Origin of the sequence: Microvirga sp. M2 (assembly GCF_047497095.1) — a bacterium.
GTDB lineage: Bacteria > Pseudomonadota > Alphaproteobacteria > Rhizobiales > Beijerinckiaceae > Microvirga.
Genome location: NZ_CP134063.1, coordinates 1715510 through 1731064, shown reverse-complemented (window position 1 = coordinate 1731064; position 15555 = coordinate 1715510). Strand labels below are relative to the sequence as shown.

The following is a 15555-nucleotide window of genomic DNA, read 5'->3' as shown; positions in this document are numbered from 1 at the left end:
CGCCGCTCACCTGTCCGTCTCCCCGCCTCGGGAGCGGGCGACCGCATGAACGTGTTCGGCCAGCGCCGGGTTGCCTTCGAGCAGGTCGTGAAGATCGCCGGCATCGAGCACGAGCAGGCGGCAGGGCGTCAGGGCCCTGACGGTGGCGGCGCGCCGCCGCCGCTTGAGGACCGCCATCTCGCCGAAGAAGTCGCCGGGGCCGAGGTGGACATTCTCGCCGGGCAGCACGACCTCCACGTCGCCCGCCGCGATGAGATACATGGAATGGGCCTCGTCGCCCTTGCGGACGATGACCTCCCCGGGCGTGCAGCTGCGGGAACTCAGGCACTGCATGACGCTTGCGATTTCGTCGGCGTCGAGGTCAGCAAAAAGCGGCACCCGCGCCACCATGCTCCATGTGACGACGAAATCCCGCCGGTGGATCTCCCGCGAGAAGGCGCTCGCGATGATGCCGACCGGCAGGGCCAGCATGACGAGCCCCGCGACGGCCGTCAGGGCGGCGATCACCCGCCCGAGCGCCGTCACGGGCACCACGTCGCCGTAGCCCACCGTGGTGAGCGTCACGATGGCCCAGTACATGGCTTCGGGGATGGTGCCGAACTTGTCGGGCTGCACGTCCCGTTCGACGAGATTGATCGCGGAAGCCGCCAGAAGCATGGCCCCCATGAGGATCACGCCGCAGGCGATCAGCGCCCGCCGCTCGGCATAGACGGCCTCCGCGAGGCTTGCCAGGCCCGGCGAATAGCGCGCGAGCTTGAAGAAGCGGAACAGCCGGAGAAGCAGGAAAGCGCGCAGGCCCCCCACGTCCCAGTAAGCGAGATAGAACGGCAGGACCGCCACCAGGTCGATGACGGATTGCGGGTGGAGAGCCCATCTCATCCGCGCCCGCCACGGCTTCATGTGATGGAAGGGCAGATATTCCGGCGCGCACCAGAGCCGCGCCGCGTACTCCACCGTGAAGATGGCGCCGCTGACGAGTTCGATGATCAGGAAAGGCGTGCCGTAGGCATCCTGCAGGGACGGCACGCTCTCGAGGACGACCGCCGTGACGTTCACGGCGATCAGCAGGATCAGGAACAGGTGAACAGCGTGAACGACGGGGTCGTTCACGCTGCTGCGTTCAAGGATTTCGTAGATCCTGCGCCGCGTCGGGTGTGAATGAACCCTCGGCACGGCGCCCGGTCCCTCAGGCGGCGTCGGACAAGGCCGCTTCGATGGCGGAGAGCGCGGCCTCCGCCTGCGCCCCGTCCGGGCCGCCGGCCTGGGCCATGTCGCGGCGTCCGCCGCCGCCCTTTCCGCCGAGCTTCTCCGAGCCGATCCTCACCAGCGAGACCGCATCGTACTTCCCGGTCAGGTCCTCGGTCACCGCGACGACGATGCCGGCCTTGCCGTCCTCGGCGACGCCCACGATGGCCACGACGCCCGAGCCGAGACGCTTCTTGCCCTCGTCGGCGAGGCTCTTGAGGTCCTTCATCTCGACGCCCGTCACCGCGCGCGCCATGAGCTTGGTGCCGTTGACGTCCTTGATCGGCTCGCTGCCGCCCGCGCCGCCCATGGCGAGCTTGCGGCGCGCCTCGGCGAGATCGCGCTCGAGCTTGCGGCGCTCTTCGAGAAGAGCGGTCAGGCGCGAAGACACCTCGTCCACCGGAGTCTTCAGGAGGCCCGCGACCTCGCGCAGCCTGCGGCTCTCGCCTTCGAGGTGGTGGCGCGCGGCGTTGCCCGTCATCGCTTCGAGACGGCGCACGCCGGCCGCGACGGCGCTCTCGGACACGATGGTGATCACGCCGATATCGCCCGTGCGGTTCACGTGGGTGCCGCCGCAGAGCTCGACCGAGAAGGTCTTGTTGCCTTCCGCCTTGCCCATGGAGACGACCCGGACCTCGTCGCCGTATTTCTCGCCGAAGAGCGCGCGGGCGCCGGACTCGATGGCCTCGTCCACGGCCATGAGCTTGGTCACGACCGGCTCGTTCTGGAGCAGGACCCTGTTGGCGATTTCCTCGACGGACTTCAGCTCCGCATCCTCGATGGGCTTGGGATGGCTGAAGTCGAAGCGCAGGCGGTCGGGCGCGACCATCGAGCCCTTCTGGGCCACGTGGTCGCCCAGAACCTGGCGCAGGGCCTCGTGCAGGAGATGGGTCGCCGAGTGGTTGGCGCGCACGGCCGAACGGCGGTCGTGATCCACCGTCAGCTCGAGCGACTGGCCGGGCTTCAGGGAGGCGTGCTCGACCGTGACATGGTGCACGAAGAGATCGCCGAGCTTCTTCTCGGTATCGGTCACGAAGACGCGCGCGCCCTCGCCCTGCATCACGCCGGTGTCTCCGACCTGGCCGCCGGACTCGCCGTAGAACGGGGTCTGGTTGAGAACCACGAGGCCGGTCTCGCCCGCCTTCAGCTCGGAGACCTCCTTGCCGTCCCTGAGCAGGGCCAGGACGACGCCCTCCGCATTCTCGGTGTCGTAGCCGAGGAACTCGGTCGCGCCCGTTCTCTCCTTCACGGAGAACCACACGGTCTCGGTCGCCGCCTCGCCCGAGCCGGACCAGGCCGCCCGGGCCTTCTCGCGCTGGCGCTCCATGGCGGCGTTGAAGGCCTCCGTGTCGACGCCGATGCCGCGGGGCTTCAGCGCATCCTGCGTCAGGTCGAGCGGGAAGCCATACGTGTCGTAGAGCGTGAAGGCCGTGTCGCCGGAGAGGTTCTGGCCCTTGGTGAGGCTGCGGCTTTCCTCGTCGAGGATCGAGAGGCCGCGCTCCAGGGTCTTGCGGAAGCGGGTTTCCTCCAGCTTCAGGGTCTCGGTGATGAGCGCCTCGGCGCGGATCAGCTCAGGATAGGCCTGCCCCATCTCGCGCACGAGAACGGGCACGAGGCGGTACATGAGCGGCTCCTTCGCGCCGAGCAGCTGCGCATGGCGCATGGCGCGGCGCATGATGCGCCGGAGCACGTAGCCCCGCCCCTCGTTCGAGGGCAGGACGCCGTCGGCCACCAGGAAGCAGGAGGTGCGCAGGTGATCCGCGATCACGCGGTGCGAAGCCTTGCGGTCGCCTTCCGGCGCGATGCCGGTCGCGTGGGCCACGGCCTCGATGAGGGTGCGGAACAGATCCGTGTCGTAGTTCGAATAGACGCCCTGCAGGATCGCGGAGATGCGCTCCAGCCCCATGCCGGTGTCGATGGAGGGCCTGGGCAGGCCGATGCGGTTGCCGGGCTCGATCTGCTCGTATTGCATGAACACGAGGTTCCAGAACTCCAGGAAGCGGTCGCCGTCCTCCTCAGGGCTGCCAGGAGGGCCGCCCCAGAGCTTGTCGCCCTGGTCGATGAAGATTTCCGAGCACGGGCCGCAGGGGCCCGTATCGCCCATCTGCCAGAAATTGTCCGAGGTCGGGATGCGGATGATCTTCGAATCCGAGAACCCGGCGATCTTCTTCCAGAGGTTCGCCGCCTCGTCGTCGTCGTGATAGACGGTGACCAGGAGCTTGTCCTTCGGCAGGTCGAACTCCTTCGTGATCAGGTTCCAGGCCAGCTCGATGGCGCGCTCCTTGAAGTAGTCGCCGAACGAGAAATTGCCGAGCATCTCGAAGAAGGTGTGGTGGCGCGCCGTGTAGCCCACATTGTCGAGATCGTTGTGCTTGCCGCCCGCGCGCACGCATTTCTGGGCCGTCGCCGCCGTGCTGTAGGGGCGCTTCTCGGCCCCCGTGAAGACGTTCTTGAATTGCACCATGCCGGCATTCGTGAACATCAGGGTCGGGTCGTTGCGCGGCACGAGGGGACTCGAGGCCACGACCTCATGGCCGTTCTTGGCGAAGTAATCGAGGAAGGCCGACCGGATTTCGTTGACGCCGCTCATGGGTTCTCAAACTCGGATGCAGGGGCCTTTCGGGCCCGGAAAGACAAGATTTCGACGGCGGTTTTAGCCGTCCGCAGACGCCCTGTCGAGGCGGCGTGTCGTCTATCCTATCGTCCCTCGGCCCAACTCCGGAATGGAAAAGCCAAGTTTGAAGAGCTGTCAGGATCAAAGGATGATATCGTGACCCAGGGAACATGGGGGGTATCTGGTGCATCGGGCACCCGGAGGACCGAGTCATGGCCGTCTTCACCCTCACCATCGACACTGTAAAAGGCTTCAACACCGACCTGTTCTTCTCCGGGAGCCTCCCTGTCTCCTGGGAAGGGAGCGGGCTCAGCGGGACGACGGCGGGCAAAAGCTATTTCCGGATCCTGAACGACAATGGTGTCCCGTCGGATCCTCGGTACGAAATCGCCACCACCGGAACCAAGTTGGACTTCAATGGGATTTTCGGCGTGAGCGGCATGATCGCATCGGCCGAGCTGTATCGTGTGGGAAACGACGCCAACAGACTGGAACAGCTTGCGCATCTGACGATCGCCCTGGGCAGTCAGACGGGTCCGCAGGGCGGCGTTTTGATCCCGGGGCTCCTCGCGCTGACGCCCGATATTCTGCTTCGGGGAGCCGCCCGCGACACGAACGGGACGCAACTCAACATCATCGGAGCCGCCGGAAACGACCGGATGACCGCCAGCGGGTACAAGGATCAGCTCTTCGGCCTGGGCGGCAACGACACCCTCGACGCCAAAGCCGGAAACGACCTGCTCAGCGGAGGGGCCGGCAATGACAGGCTCTTTGGCGGGAGCGGCAACGACTTGCTGTACGGCGGGCTCGGCCTCGACCAGATGACGGGCGGGCCGGGTAACGACACCTTCGTGTTCGACACGAAACCGTCGAGCGCCAACCGCGACACGATCCTCGACTTCAGCCACAAGGACGACCGCATCGCCCTTGAAAACGAATTCTTCAAGGGACTGGCCGAGGGCCCTCTCACGGCCGCGGCCTTTCGGATCGGGACGGCTGCCATGGATGCGAGCGACCGCATCATCTACGATAAGGTCACCGGCGCGCTCTATTATGACCGGGACGGCACGGGCCCAACCCCGAAGGTGCATTTTGCTACCCTCGCGGGCAGCCCCGACGACGTCACCCGCAGCGACTTCCTGATCATCTGATTTCGCCTGGGCGAGGCTCAAGGAAGGCAACGGAAAAGACCGCCGCGATCTCTCGCGACGGCCTGTCCTTTGCCCTTGAAGGAGAGCAAAACCTTTTTAGTCGGCGGATCCCTCGTCCAGGTCTTCGGTGGTCGGGGTCGCCTGTTCCAGGATGCGGTCGGCAAGGAGGCCGGCATTCTGGCGGATGAGGCCCTCGATCTTATCGGCGACCTCGGGGTTGTCGCGCAGGAACTGCTTGGCGTTCTCGCGGCCCTGGCCGAGGCGCTGGCTGTCGTATGAGAACCAGGCGCCGGACTTATCGACGATGCCGGCCTTGACGCCGAGATCGACGAGTTCGCCCACCTTGGACACGCCCTCGCCGAACATGATGTCGAACTCGACCTGCTTGAAGGGCGGTGCGACCTTGTTCTTGACCACCTTCACGCGCACCGAGTTGCCGATCGGATCGTCACGATCCTTCAGGGTCGAGATGCGGCGGATGTCGAGGCGCACGGAGGCGTAGAACTTCAGGGCATTGCCGCCCGTGGTCGTCTCCGGGCTTCCGTACATGACGCCGATCTTCATGCGGATCTGGTTGATGAAGATCACCATCGTGTTCGAGCGCGAGATCGAACCGGTGAGCTTGCGCAGGGCCTGGCTCATGAGGCGGGCCTGGAGGCCCGGCTGGACCTCGCCCATTTCGCCGTCGAGCTCGGCCTTCGGGGTGAGCGCCGCCACCGAGTCGATGACGAGCACGTCCACCGCGCCGGAGCGCACCAGCGTATCGGCGATTTCAAGGGCCTGCTCGCCGGTGTCGGGCTGGGAGATCAGGAGATCGTCCAGGTTGACGCCGAGCTTGCGGGCATAGACGGGATCGAGCGCGTGTTCCGCGTCCACGAAGGCGCAGACGCCGCCCTTCTTCTGGGCCTCGGCGATGGTGTGCAGCGCCAGCGTGGTCTTACCGGAGGATTCCGGCCCGTAGATCTCGATGATGCGGCCGCGGGGCAGCCCGCCCACGCCGAGCGCGATGTCGAGGCCGAGCGACCCCGTCGAGATGGTTTCGATTTCGACCGGCTGCTGCCCCTTGCCGAGCCGCATGATCGAGCCCTTGCCGAAGGCGCGCTCGATCTGTGAGAGCGCCGCGTCGAGAGCTTTCGACTTGTCTTTATCCATTGATGAGCTTTCCACCAGTCTCAGAGAAGACTGCGACATGATCAGACACCTTCTTATGGCAGGAGGAGGAGTGAATCTCAACGCGGTGTTGAGGGAATATATGTACTCAGTTTGTTCTCCCGCACAAGTTCTTTTTTTGTTCTCGCGCGGGAATTCACACTCCTCCGCCGGGCCAGATTGCCGCAGCGGAATTCTACAATATTGACAGAGAGTTAACGCCCGATCGCCTGCTTCACGGTCTCGACAAGCTGGCGCAGGCTGAAGGGCTTGGGCAGGAAGTTGAAATCCTCGCCCTCGGGCAGGTTCTTGCGGAAGGCTTCCTCCGCATAACCGGACACGAAAATCACCTTGAGATCGGGATAGAGCTTGCGCAGCTCGCCCAGCAGGGTGGGCCCGTCCATTTCGGGCATGACCACGTCGGATACCACCAGGTCGACCGGAGCGCCCCGCTCCTGGATGATCTCCAGAGCCTCGATGCCGGAGGCCGCCTCCAGCACCGTGTAGCCGCGCGCCGAGAGCGCCCGGGCATTCACGGCGCGGACCGGATCCTCGTCCTCCACGAGAAGGATGGTGCCCTGCCCCGTCATGTCGGCGGCGGGCTTCCTGGGGGCGTCGGCCTTGACCTCCTCGGGCGCCTCCTGCGCCTGCGCCACGTGGCGCGGCAGGTAGATGCGGAAGGTCGTGCCATGCCCGGGCTTCGAATCCACGTCGATATAGCCGCCCGACTGCTTGACGATCCCGAACACGGTGGACAGGCCGAGACCCGTTCCCTTCCCGACTTCCTTGGTGGTGAAGAAGGGCTCGAAGATCTTGTCGACCACCTCGGGGGTCATGCCGATGCCGGTGTCGGACACCTCGATCAGCACGTAGTCGGCGGGCGGCATGCCGCTCACGTCGAGGCGCGCGGCGTCCTGCGCCGAGACGTTGGCGGTGCGGATGGCGAGCTTGCCGCCGTCCGGCATGGCGTCGCGGGCGTTGACCGCCAAGTTCACCACCACCTGCTCGAACTGGTTCACGTCCGCCTTCACGAACCACAGGTCACGGCCGTGACTGAGATCCAGCTCGACGCGCTCGCCCAGGAGGCGCTTGAGGAGCATGGAAAGATCGTAGAGCCGGTCGCTGAGGTTGAGCACCTCGGGGCGCAGGGTCTGGCGTCGCGAGAAGGCGAGCAGCTGGCGCACCAGGCTCGCGGCGCGGTTCGCGTTCTGCTTGATCTGCATGATGTCCTGGAAGGACGGGTCGGTGGGCCGGTGGTTGGCGAGCAGCAGGTCGCTGTAGCCGATGATGGCCTGGAGCACGTTGTTGAAGTCGTGCGCCACTCCGCCCGCGAGCTGGCCGACGGCGTTCATCTTCTGCGATTGGGCGAGCTGCTCCTCCACTTTACGGAAATCCGTGGTGTCGAGGGCATAAAGGATCGCCGTCTCTCCGTCCGGGCCGGAATCGCCCGCGGGCGTGACCCAGACCCGCACGGAGCTTCCGTTCTCGCCCGCGGTCTGGAGTTCGAGGGGAGCGATGTCGCCCCGGTTCTCCGCCACCGCCTTGAGAGCGGCGTCGAGGGGGCCGCTGTCGCGGAAGCTCTCGAAGAGGAAGGGACCTTCGCCCGCATTGTCGCCGATCCGCGGCAGGATGCCGAAGAGCTTCGAGAAGGGCGCGTTGGCGTGAACGATGCGGCCGGCGCGGTTCACGGTCGCGATCGCGATCGGCGTGTTGTTGAAGAAGCGGACGAACCGCACCTCGGCCGCGCGCTGGCCCTCGTCCACCTCCACGCCGGGCGAACGGTCGATCACAAGGGTGCGGGATGCGCCCATCCGTCCGTCCATCCCGAAAGCGATGCGGTGATAGAGGCGCACGGGCAGGAACTGGCCGTTGCGGCGGCGCAGATCGAGATCGAAGGTCTCCGTCCGCACGCTTCCCGGATCCCCGCTGAGCGAGGTCATCATCGCCACCACGTTGCGCGGCACGATATCGCCGAGGCTCAGGCCGCCGGAGCCGACCTGGGCGAGGTCATAGTCGAGCCAGCTCGCCAGCGTGGCGTTGAGGTAGAGGATCGCGCCGTTGGGATCGATGGACAGGAAGCCCGCGGGCGCATGGTCGAGATAATCGATGGCGTGCTGGAGCTCCTGGAAAACGTTTTCCTGGCGCTCCCTCTCATGGGTGATGTCGGCGACGGTCCAGAGGGTGGCGTTCCGGCTGCCGGAGCGCGACACGGGCCGCACGCTGACCCGATACCAGCCGAATTCCCGCATTCCGTCGAGGGACGGCGACAGGCGGATCTCCTCGATCCCGGTCCGGCGCTCGCGCCCCGCCTGGGCGAGGCGGTAGATGGCCTCCGAGACCTCCGGAGCGCCCATGAACAGGCGCTCGACCGGCCGCACCTCCGCCTCGTCGGAGCCCGAAAAGGCGAGATAGGCCGCATTGGCGTAGACGATCCGCCCATCGTCATCGATCACGGCCAGGCCCTCGCCGGCCGTGTCGGCCATGATCTTTGTGATGTCGTTGCGCACGGTCTGGCCCGCGAGCCGGACGACGCCGATCGCAAGAGCGAAGAGGAAGAACACGCCGGCCATGGCGAAGAAGGCCAGGAGGCCCAGGATCAGCGGCTGCGCCTGCTCGCTGCCGAGGAAGCGCAAGCCCAGGACGGCGCCGGCCAGAACGGCGGCCAGCAGCAGGACCCATCCGAAATGGCCGGGACGGTCAGAACGGTCGATGGTCGCGCCCTTCGGCATGTCGCCTCGCTGTGCCATATCTCTTCACTATCCCTCAGGAGGGCGGACGCGCCCAGGAACGCCGGCGTGAGCGGCAGCGGGTGAGAGAGCCTGGCCCGGCGCCCGATCCTCGAAGCGTCCTACACGGAATTTATTGATTGTCCTCTAAGGCGGCATCAAGAGGCCGCGCAAGAGGCACAAGAGGCTCGTTTCTCCGAGGAATAATTCTTAGACTGCCCCGCGCAGGCCACATTTAGGTGGTTGAGGGCTCCTTCGACCTTCCCCTGCGGATTGCGGGGTTTCTCCTGAACCCTATATGCCGCAAAGCAGATTTGCACTGTTAACCATCTGTTAACCTTGCAACTGGCTTTGACGGTCAATGTGGTACAACCAACACAGAACTGGCCCGTCAAAGGCCCCCCACAAGGCTTGAGAGTTCATCGTGTCATCATTTTTTGGTATCGAAGCGTCGCGGGCAGTCCTTTTCGTGATCGCGTTCGCGATCATCCTGGCCCTGGTCGCCTTGTTCGGCCTGGTGCTGCGCAAGCTGACCGGCGCCCGCCTCATGATGCCGGGCAGCGACCGGTCCCGCAGCCGCCAGCCGCGCCTCGGCATCGTCGACGTTTACGACCTCGACCGTCAGCGCCAGCTCGTTCTGCTGCGGCGTGACAATGTCGAGCACCTCCTCCTGATCGGCGGCCCCAACGATGCGGTCATCGAGACGAACATCGTGCGCGCGGCGGGCGCGCGCATTCCGGCCGCCGCCAACGAAGCCGGACCGGAGCGCTTCGAGCCCGCCTTCGATCAGACTCCGCGCCCCGCGCAGGTGGAAGCCAACGGGCGTCCCTCCATCGAAACCCAGCTCGCGGCTCAGCTCGACGCCTTCGTGCGCCGGCCCTCCGAGGAATCCGACGTCGACCAGGAGCTTTCGGCCGTGGCCTCGGTCAGCGCACCTGTCCCGGCGCGCCCTGAACCCGTTCTGAAGCCGGATACCGTCTCGGTATCCGCGTCATCCGCCATTCCTGGCCCTATTCCTGGCCTGCGCGCCGAAGCGCGGTCCACGCCCGTCCCCGGCGCGCCGGCCGCCGCCGTTCCTCCGGTGGAGCGCCCTGAGCCTCGTGTGGCCTTCACGCCACCGCCCTTCCAGTCGCGGGCCACACCGACGGCCGCAACGTCGGCGGCACCGACTCCGCCCGCGCCTCCCCCACCGGCAGAGCCGGTCCGCCCGGCTCCTGTCGCTCCTCTTGCCGCTCCTGCCGCTCCTCTTGCCACTCCTGCCGCTCCTGCCGCTCCTGCCGTCAAGGCGGGGCCCGATGCAGCGGTCCTGTCCAACATGGCCAAGCAGCTCGAGGAAGCCCTGAAGCGCCCAGCCGCGACGGTGGCGCCTCCTCCCGCGCCCGCCTATGAGACCCATGACGAGGAGATCGAGGAGGAGGACGACCTGCTCGAATCCGCCTCCGCCGAGGAGGTTCGCGTGGATTTCGGCCGCGAGGACCATGAGGAACCCGTCGCGGAGCCCGCTCCCGAACCTGAGCCCGAGCAACCCCGCCCGGCCGCCGAAGCCGTGCGGCCCGCTCCGTCCCCGCTGCCTCCGCAGCAGCCGGAGCCTGCCGCAGCCTCCAAGGCGCAGAAGGAGCCCGATCCCTTCTCCGTGGAGGAAATCGAGGCCGAGTTCGCCCGCCTCCTCGGGCGTCCGCTCGATGCGGGCAAGCGGAACTAGAGCATCGGACGCAAAAGTGGGAACCGGTTTTGCGTGGAAAGATGCTCAGAAAACCACAGACTGACAGCATCGGATGTGGGTCCGATTTCATGTCCGATGCTGTAGAGCATCGCAACCCAACGAAAAAGGGCTCCGTTGCCGGAGCCCTTTTTCTTTTTGGAAATGACGGAAGAGGGTCAGTCGTCCCGGTAGACCCGCTCATTGCGCTCGTGCCGCTCCTGAGCCTCCAGCGAGAGGGTCGCGATGGGGCGAGCCTCGAGGCGCTTGAGGGAAATCGGATCGCCGGTTTCCTCGCAATACCCATAGGAGCCGTCCTCGATCCGGGCGAGCGCCGCATCGATCTTGGCGATCAGCTTGCGCTGACGGTCACGAGCGCGAAGCTCGATGGCCCGATCCGTTTCGGAAGAGGCGCGGTCCGCCAGGTCAGGATGATTCTCGTTCTCGCTCTGCAAGGTGGCGAGGGTTTCCTGAGCCTCTTTGAGGATGTCGCTCTTCCAGCGGATCAGCTTACGCCGGAAATACTCCCTCTGCCGTTCATTCATGAAGGGCTCGTCTTCTGTCGGTCGATATCCCTCATCAATAACGATGTCTGTCATGTTCGGCCGTTGTTCCCCGATGAACTGTGGCGCCCCTATATAGGGAAGCGAGTCGCACCACAACGCTCTTGAGCGTCATCGATTCGTCTAAATGCCGGCTCGGCAGTTCCGGAAACCATTGAATTACAAGGAGAAGCTGACGCCCGTACGATTTGCCGCACCGCCGCATCCCTACCCCCTAAGAGGTAGCGGCCTCCGCGCGGCTGACCAGCTCTCCCGCCACGTCCCCGATCTTCGGGGGCTCCTCCCGGACGAAGGGCAGCGGCCGGCAGACGGACAGCGCGGCCAGTCCGAATCGCGCGGTCATGAGTCCGTTCAGGACGCCCTCGCCCAGCTTCGCCGAAATCCGGGCCGCCAGACCCAGCCCCAGGACCTGCTGCAGCAGGCTGTCGCCGACGGCCATTCCGCCCGTGACCGCGAGGTGATTCAGCGCCGCCTTGGCCAGCCTCAGAAAGCCGAACAGCCCCGGCCTGCCGCCATAGATCCGCGCCAGCGTGCGCAGCAGCCGCACGGCCGCGAAAATCACGAAGGCCACGTCCACGATGGCCCGGGGGCTCACGGCCGTGACGAGGGAGACCTGCTTGGCCGCGGCGGCGATCGCGCGTTTCGCCTGCGCGTCGAGCGGGGCGAGCAGCTCGCGCTCGGCGATGGCGAGCCGGTCATCCGCATCGATGATCTCGTCGGTCAGCTCCTTGAGGCGCGCGCTGGCGCGGGCGGAGCCGCTCCTCGCCCCGTACAGGCTCGCGAGATCGTCCACGATGCCCTTGGCGGCCTTGTGGTCCTTTACCGCGAGGGCATCGACGGCAGCCTCGCGCAGCCGCTCGATCTTCTGCTCCCGCCAGATCCCGCGAACCTCGCGCCCGATGATGGCGATAAAAGCCAGGGCCGCCAGGACCGCCAGCGCCAGTGCGACCCAACCGAGCCAGGGAGCGACCGCATAGAGATCGGCGATCAGGTTCTCGAGGGCGAGGCCGAGCCCCAGGACGACGAGCCCCGATACGGCCGAGAGAAGTATGCCCGTCCAGGGCGCGCGCCGCCGCTCGCCCATGGGGACGACGACGCCGTCCGCCGCCTCGATGGCGTCGAAGGGATCCTCCGTGACCTGGATCGAGCCGCCGGTCACGTTGGGATCGTCGAGGCGGAAGGCGCGAGGTTGGCGGCTCATGCGAAACGGTCCCCCAGCAGGAATTCAAGGGCGCGGTCGAGGCGGATATGGGGCATCTTGGCCATGCGGCCCGCCGCGTCGACCGGGAGCCTGGGCGGCCGGAAGCGCGGGAACCTTAAGGAACCGGGCTCGATCGCGTCCTGAAATATGGCCTCCGCATGCTCCGGCAGCTCGCCCGGAAAGATCGCAGCCTCGGTCTCGCCGTCGAAAATCTCGTCCCCGACCCGCTCGCCCGCCTCGGGCACGCCGGCCACCGCCCGAAGGGTTTCCCGGCCCTCGCGAATGGTCGTTTCGCGGGTGGCCCGCAGGGATGCCAGCGCGACCGTGCCGACCCGCGCTCCCGCTGCCTCCGTGCGGCGGGCGGCCCGGTTCACGAGAAGGCGCAGAACCGCGTCGAGCCGGTCGTGATCGGTGTGGTGGATGTGATCGGCCTTGGTCGCCGCGAACAGCACCCGGTCGGCGCGCGGCGAGAACACGCGGGAGAGCAGCGTGTTGCGCCCGATCCGGAAGGCCATCAGCACCTGGTCGAGCGCCTCCTCGAGTTCGGCCAGGGCCGCGGGCCCGGCATCGATGGCGGCGAGCACGTCCACCAGGACGATCTGCCGGTCGATGCGCTGGAAATGATCGCGAAAGAAAGGCCTCACGACGTGGGTCTTGTAGGCCTCGAACCGGCGCTCCATGAGGGCCGCGAAGCTGCCCGGCGCGATGCCCCGCCCCGCCGGCAGGTCGAGAGGCGCGAAGGTCAGGGCGGGCGAGCCCGCCAGATCGCCCGGCATGAGGAAGCGCCCCGGCGGAGTCGTCGCCACCGCCTCGGCGCCCGAGCGGAGAGCCAGGAGGTAATCCTTGAAGATCTCGCTCGCTTTCGCCGCCAGCACCTCGTCGGCGGGGCCCGAGGGATCGAGGCTCTTCAGAATGTCGTGCCAGCGGCCCGCGACGGCCGCCCGGTCCGGCCGGCGGCTGGCCTGGACCGTCTGGCGGGACCAGTCGGCATAATTCGCGTCGAGAAGGGCGAGATCCAGCAGCCATTCGCCGGGATAATCCACGATGTCGAGGGCGAGGGATGCCGGGCCCGGGCGCCAGCCCGCTTTGCGTTCATATTCGACGTCCACCCGCAGCTCGCTGATCCGGCTCGTGGATTGCGGCCACAGGCGATCCTCCGTGAGAGAGGCCATATGCTCTTCGAACGGGAACCGCGGCACCGCGTCGTCGGGCTGATGGGCGAGGTGCGCGCGCCGGATGCGGCCTTCGGCGGAGGCCCGGAAGGCGGGAAGACTGGTGCCGCGGGTCAGATGATGCACGAGCGCCGTGGTGAACACTGTCTTTCCGGAACGGGCGAGCCCCGTGACGCCGAGGCGGAGCGAAGGCTGGATCAGTTGACCGGACGCTTCCCACAGAGATTGCGCAGCGGACCCGGCGCGGGAGGCAAGATCGGTGATGACAGACACGCAGATGAACCTAATTCTCTCAAGCCAAGCTGAAAGGTGGGGCCTGGAGTCCTATCGCGCAAGGCGGCTCTCCTGTTCCTGAGCCTCGAGGGTCTCGGCCCTCGTGTCGATTTTCCGGACCGCCCGCTCGATGGCGGCTTTGACCAGATCCGGACTGGCCTGGAGCGCCCCCAGCTCGACGGCCGACATGGCCAGCATCACCGGAGCGAGGTTCGGCAAGGGTTTGCCGTCCACCGCGAACAGCTTGAGATCGTCCTTGGGTCCTAGCCCCAATCCCTCGACGATGCGGGCCGCGTAGTTGCGCAGGCGCTGCTCGTCGGGAGCGCAGGCGGAGACCGCCCGCGGATTGGGAGCCGCGGGGGCTTTCGCCGCCGCTTCCCGCTTGGGCCTGGGCTTTTCGACGACGAGCGGCCTCGGATCGGGAGCCTTGGGCTTCTCGCCCATTCCGACAGCGATGCTCGGCACGCGGTATTCCGGTGTCTTCGGCTTCACGGGAATGACGATCGAAACCCGGCCCGGCTTGCCGCCGGAGACGCCCTTCGCCGTATACCGCACCACGTTCCCCTTGCGGCGCGACGCGAGATACTGGGCGCGGACCGTTCCGCCGATCCCCCGCACGGCGAGCACCGCGATCCCGCCGATCCCGGCCGGGACGCCGCATTCGGGCGGAGCCCAGCGGCGCACGATGTCGAGCGCGGACTTGCGTCCATAATCGAGATAATAGCGTTTCAGGAGCAGCGCCGCCGCATCCGCGCCGTGATGCGCGGAGGCGAAGCCCACATGCCCCTCGCCGTCGGTGGCGAGTTCCCCGTTCCAGCGGGCGCTTTTGATGCACCAGTAATTGTTCAGCTTCACGCAACGGGTCACGATGGGGCGCTCCGCCTTGAGGAGAGCCGCCAGGGTGATCACGAGCTTCGGCTCGAGCGCGTCGACCGCCTCGGAGCGCCAGTTCGTCACCTCGCGGCTCCTGGGTTCGTAACGAACCCGGAGCGCCTGCTCCGGAGCCGAAAAATCCGCGATCTCGGGGAGCAGGGCGCGGCCTGCAAGCCCGAGCGCAAGAAGCGTCTGAAGCAGCATGATGAGATGTCGATCCCGCGAACGCCCGAAGATTTCTGAAGACGGTTTCGGGAGAAACGATGGCGGACCGGATAGGTTCATGCCGCAAGGCCACGGCATCCGCGGCCTTGACCTCCGGGTCCGCCCGCTTCACGAATAGGCGATCCGTCCTAAGAGCTCCCTCATGACAGCCGATATCCCGATCCGAATCCTCGAGCCGACGGACGCCCGAGCCTACAGGGACCTGAGGCTGGAAGCCCTCGCGGCCAGCCCGGAAGCCTTCGGCTCGAGTTACGAGGAGGAAGCTCCCCTTCCCCTCGAGGCTGTCCGGGCGCGCATTCCCGCCTGCGGCCCCAACGCCATTTTCGGAGCTTTTGCGGAGGGCCGCCTCGTGGGCATGGCGGGCTTTGCGGTCCATGAGCGCGCCAAGGCGTCCCACAAAGGCGTGATGTGGGGGGTCTATGTCCAAGCGGACCGGCGCGGCCAGGGATTGGGAAGGCGGCTCGTCCAGCAGGTGATCGATCACGCCACGCGGCACGTGATCATGCTCGAAGCGGCGGTCGGCCTCACGAACGACAATGCCCGGCGCACCTATCGCGCCCTCGGCTTCAGGCCCTATGGGATCGAACGCAAGGCCTTGCGCGTCGGCGGCGTCTTCTACGACGAGGAACTGCTCGTCATCGACTTCCAGGAACGGGAAGCCTGA

Annotated in this window: 11 protein-coding genes; 3 read left to right on the top strand and 8 right to left on the bottom strand. The window is 66.5% G+C overall.

All coding sequences use genetic code 11. From position 1 onward, the window contains the following. Positions 1–6 precede the first annotated feature (6 nt). Both RE429_RS08115 and alaS read right to left on the bottom strand, forming a co-directional pair. Entirely contained in the window at positions 7–1173 is a 1167-nt protein-coding gene (locus RE429_RS08115) for a cyclic nucleotide-gated ion channel (RefSeq protein WP_414473804.1), read from the bottom strand. Between the two features lie 13 nt (positions 1174–1186). Further along, a complete protein-coding gene (gene alaS, locus RE429_RS08110) occupies positions 1187–3835 on the bottom strand; it encodes an alanine--tRNA ligase (protein WP_414473803.1) in 2649 nt (882 codons plus the stop codon). A 236-nt stretch (positions 3836–4071) separates the two neighbouring features. On the opposite strand from alaS, the gene RE429_RS08105 reads away from it, so the two are divergent. Beyond that, positions 4072–5010: a calcium-binding protein gene (locus RE429_RS08105; RefSeq protein ID WP_414473802.1), complete on the top strand. Its 939-nt coding sequence runs from the start codon at positions 4072–4074 to the stop codon at positions 5008–5010. A gap of 96 nt (positions 5011–5106) precedes the next feature. Here RE429_RS08105 and recA read toward each other — a convergent pair whose 3' ends face one another. Next, positions 5107–6201 carry a recombinase RecA gene (gene recA, locus RE429_RS08100; protein WP_414473801.1) on the bottom strand — a complete coding sequence of 365 codons (1095 nt, stop codon included), beginning with the start codon at positions 6199–6201 and terminating at the stop codon, positions 5107–5109. Between the two features lie 173 nt (positions 6202–6374). Further along, positions 6375–8906, bottom strand: a complete 2532-nt coding sequence (gene cckA / locus RE429_RS08095) for a cell cycle histidine kinase CckA (RefSeq protein ID WP_414473800.1) — start codon at positions 8904–8906, stop codon at positions 6375–6377. A gap of 403 nt (positions 8907–9309) precedes the next feature. Here cckA and RE429_RS08090 point away from each other — a divergent pair, with 403 nt between their 5' ends. Further along, positions 9310–10587 (top strand): hypothetical protein, encoded by a 1278-nt coding sequence (locus tag RE429_RS08090; RefSeq protein ID WP_414473799.1) that lies wholly within the window; start codon positions 9310–9312, stop codon positions 10585–10587. A gap of 176 nt (positions 10588–10763) precedes the next feature. On the opposite strand, the gene dksA is transcribed toward RE429_RS08090, so the two are convergent. The 4 genes from dksA to RE429_RS08070 form a co-directional block, all read right to left on the bottom strand. Continuing rightward, complete coding sequence (dksA, locus tag RE429_RS08085; protein ID WP_370436899.1) at positions 10764–11183, bottom strand: RNA polymerase-binding protein DksA; 420 nt, start codon at positions 11181–11183, stop codon at positions 10764–10766. A 178-nt stretch (positions 11184–11361) separates the two neighbouring features. Continuing rightward, positions 11362–12348 carry a YcjF family protein gene (locus RE429_RS08080; RefSeq protein ID WP_414473798.1) on the bottom strand — a complete coding sequence of 329 codons (987 nt, stop codon included), beginning with the start codon at positions 12346–12348 and terminating at the stop codon, positions 11362–11364. Next, positions 12345–13793, bottom strand: a complete 1449-nt coding sequence (locus RE429_RS08075; RefSeq protein WP_414473797.1) for a YcjX family protein — start codon at positions 13791–13793, stop codon at positions 12345–12347. Before RE429_RS08075 ends, RE429_RS08080 begins: the two co-directional genes overlap by 4 nt. Positions 13794–13844: 51 nt before the next feature. Then, positions 13845–14870 carry a hypothetical protein gene (locus RE429_RS08070; RefSeq protein WP_414473796.1) on the bottom strand — a complete coding sequence of 342 codons (1026 nt, stop codon included), beginning with the start codon at positions 14868–14870 and terminating at the stop codon, positions 13845–13847. 163 nt (positions 14871–15033) lie between these two features. Here RE429_RS08070 and RE429_RS08065 point away from each other — a divergent pair, with 163 nt between their 5' ends. Beyond that, entirely contained in the window at positions 15034–15555 is a 522-nt protein-coding gene (locus RE429_RS08065; protein ID WP_414473795.1) for an N-acetyltransferase family protein, read from the top strand.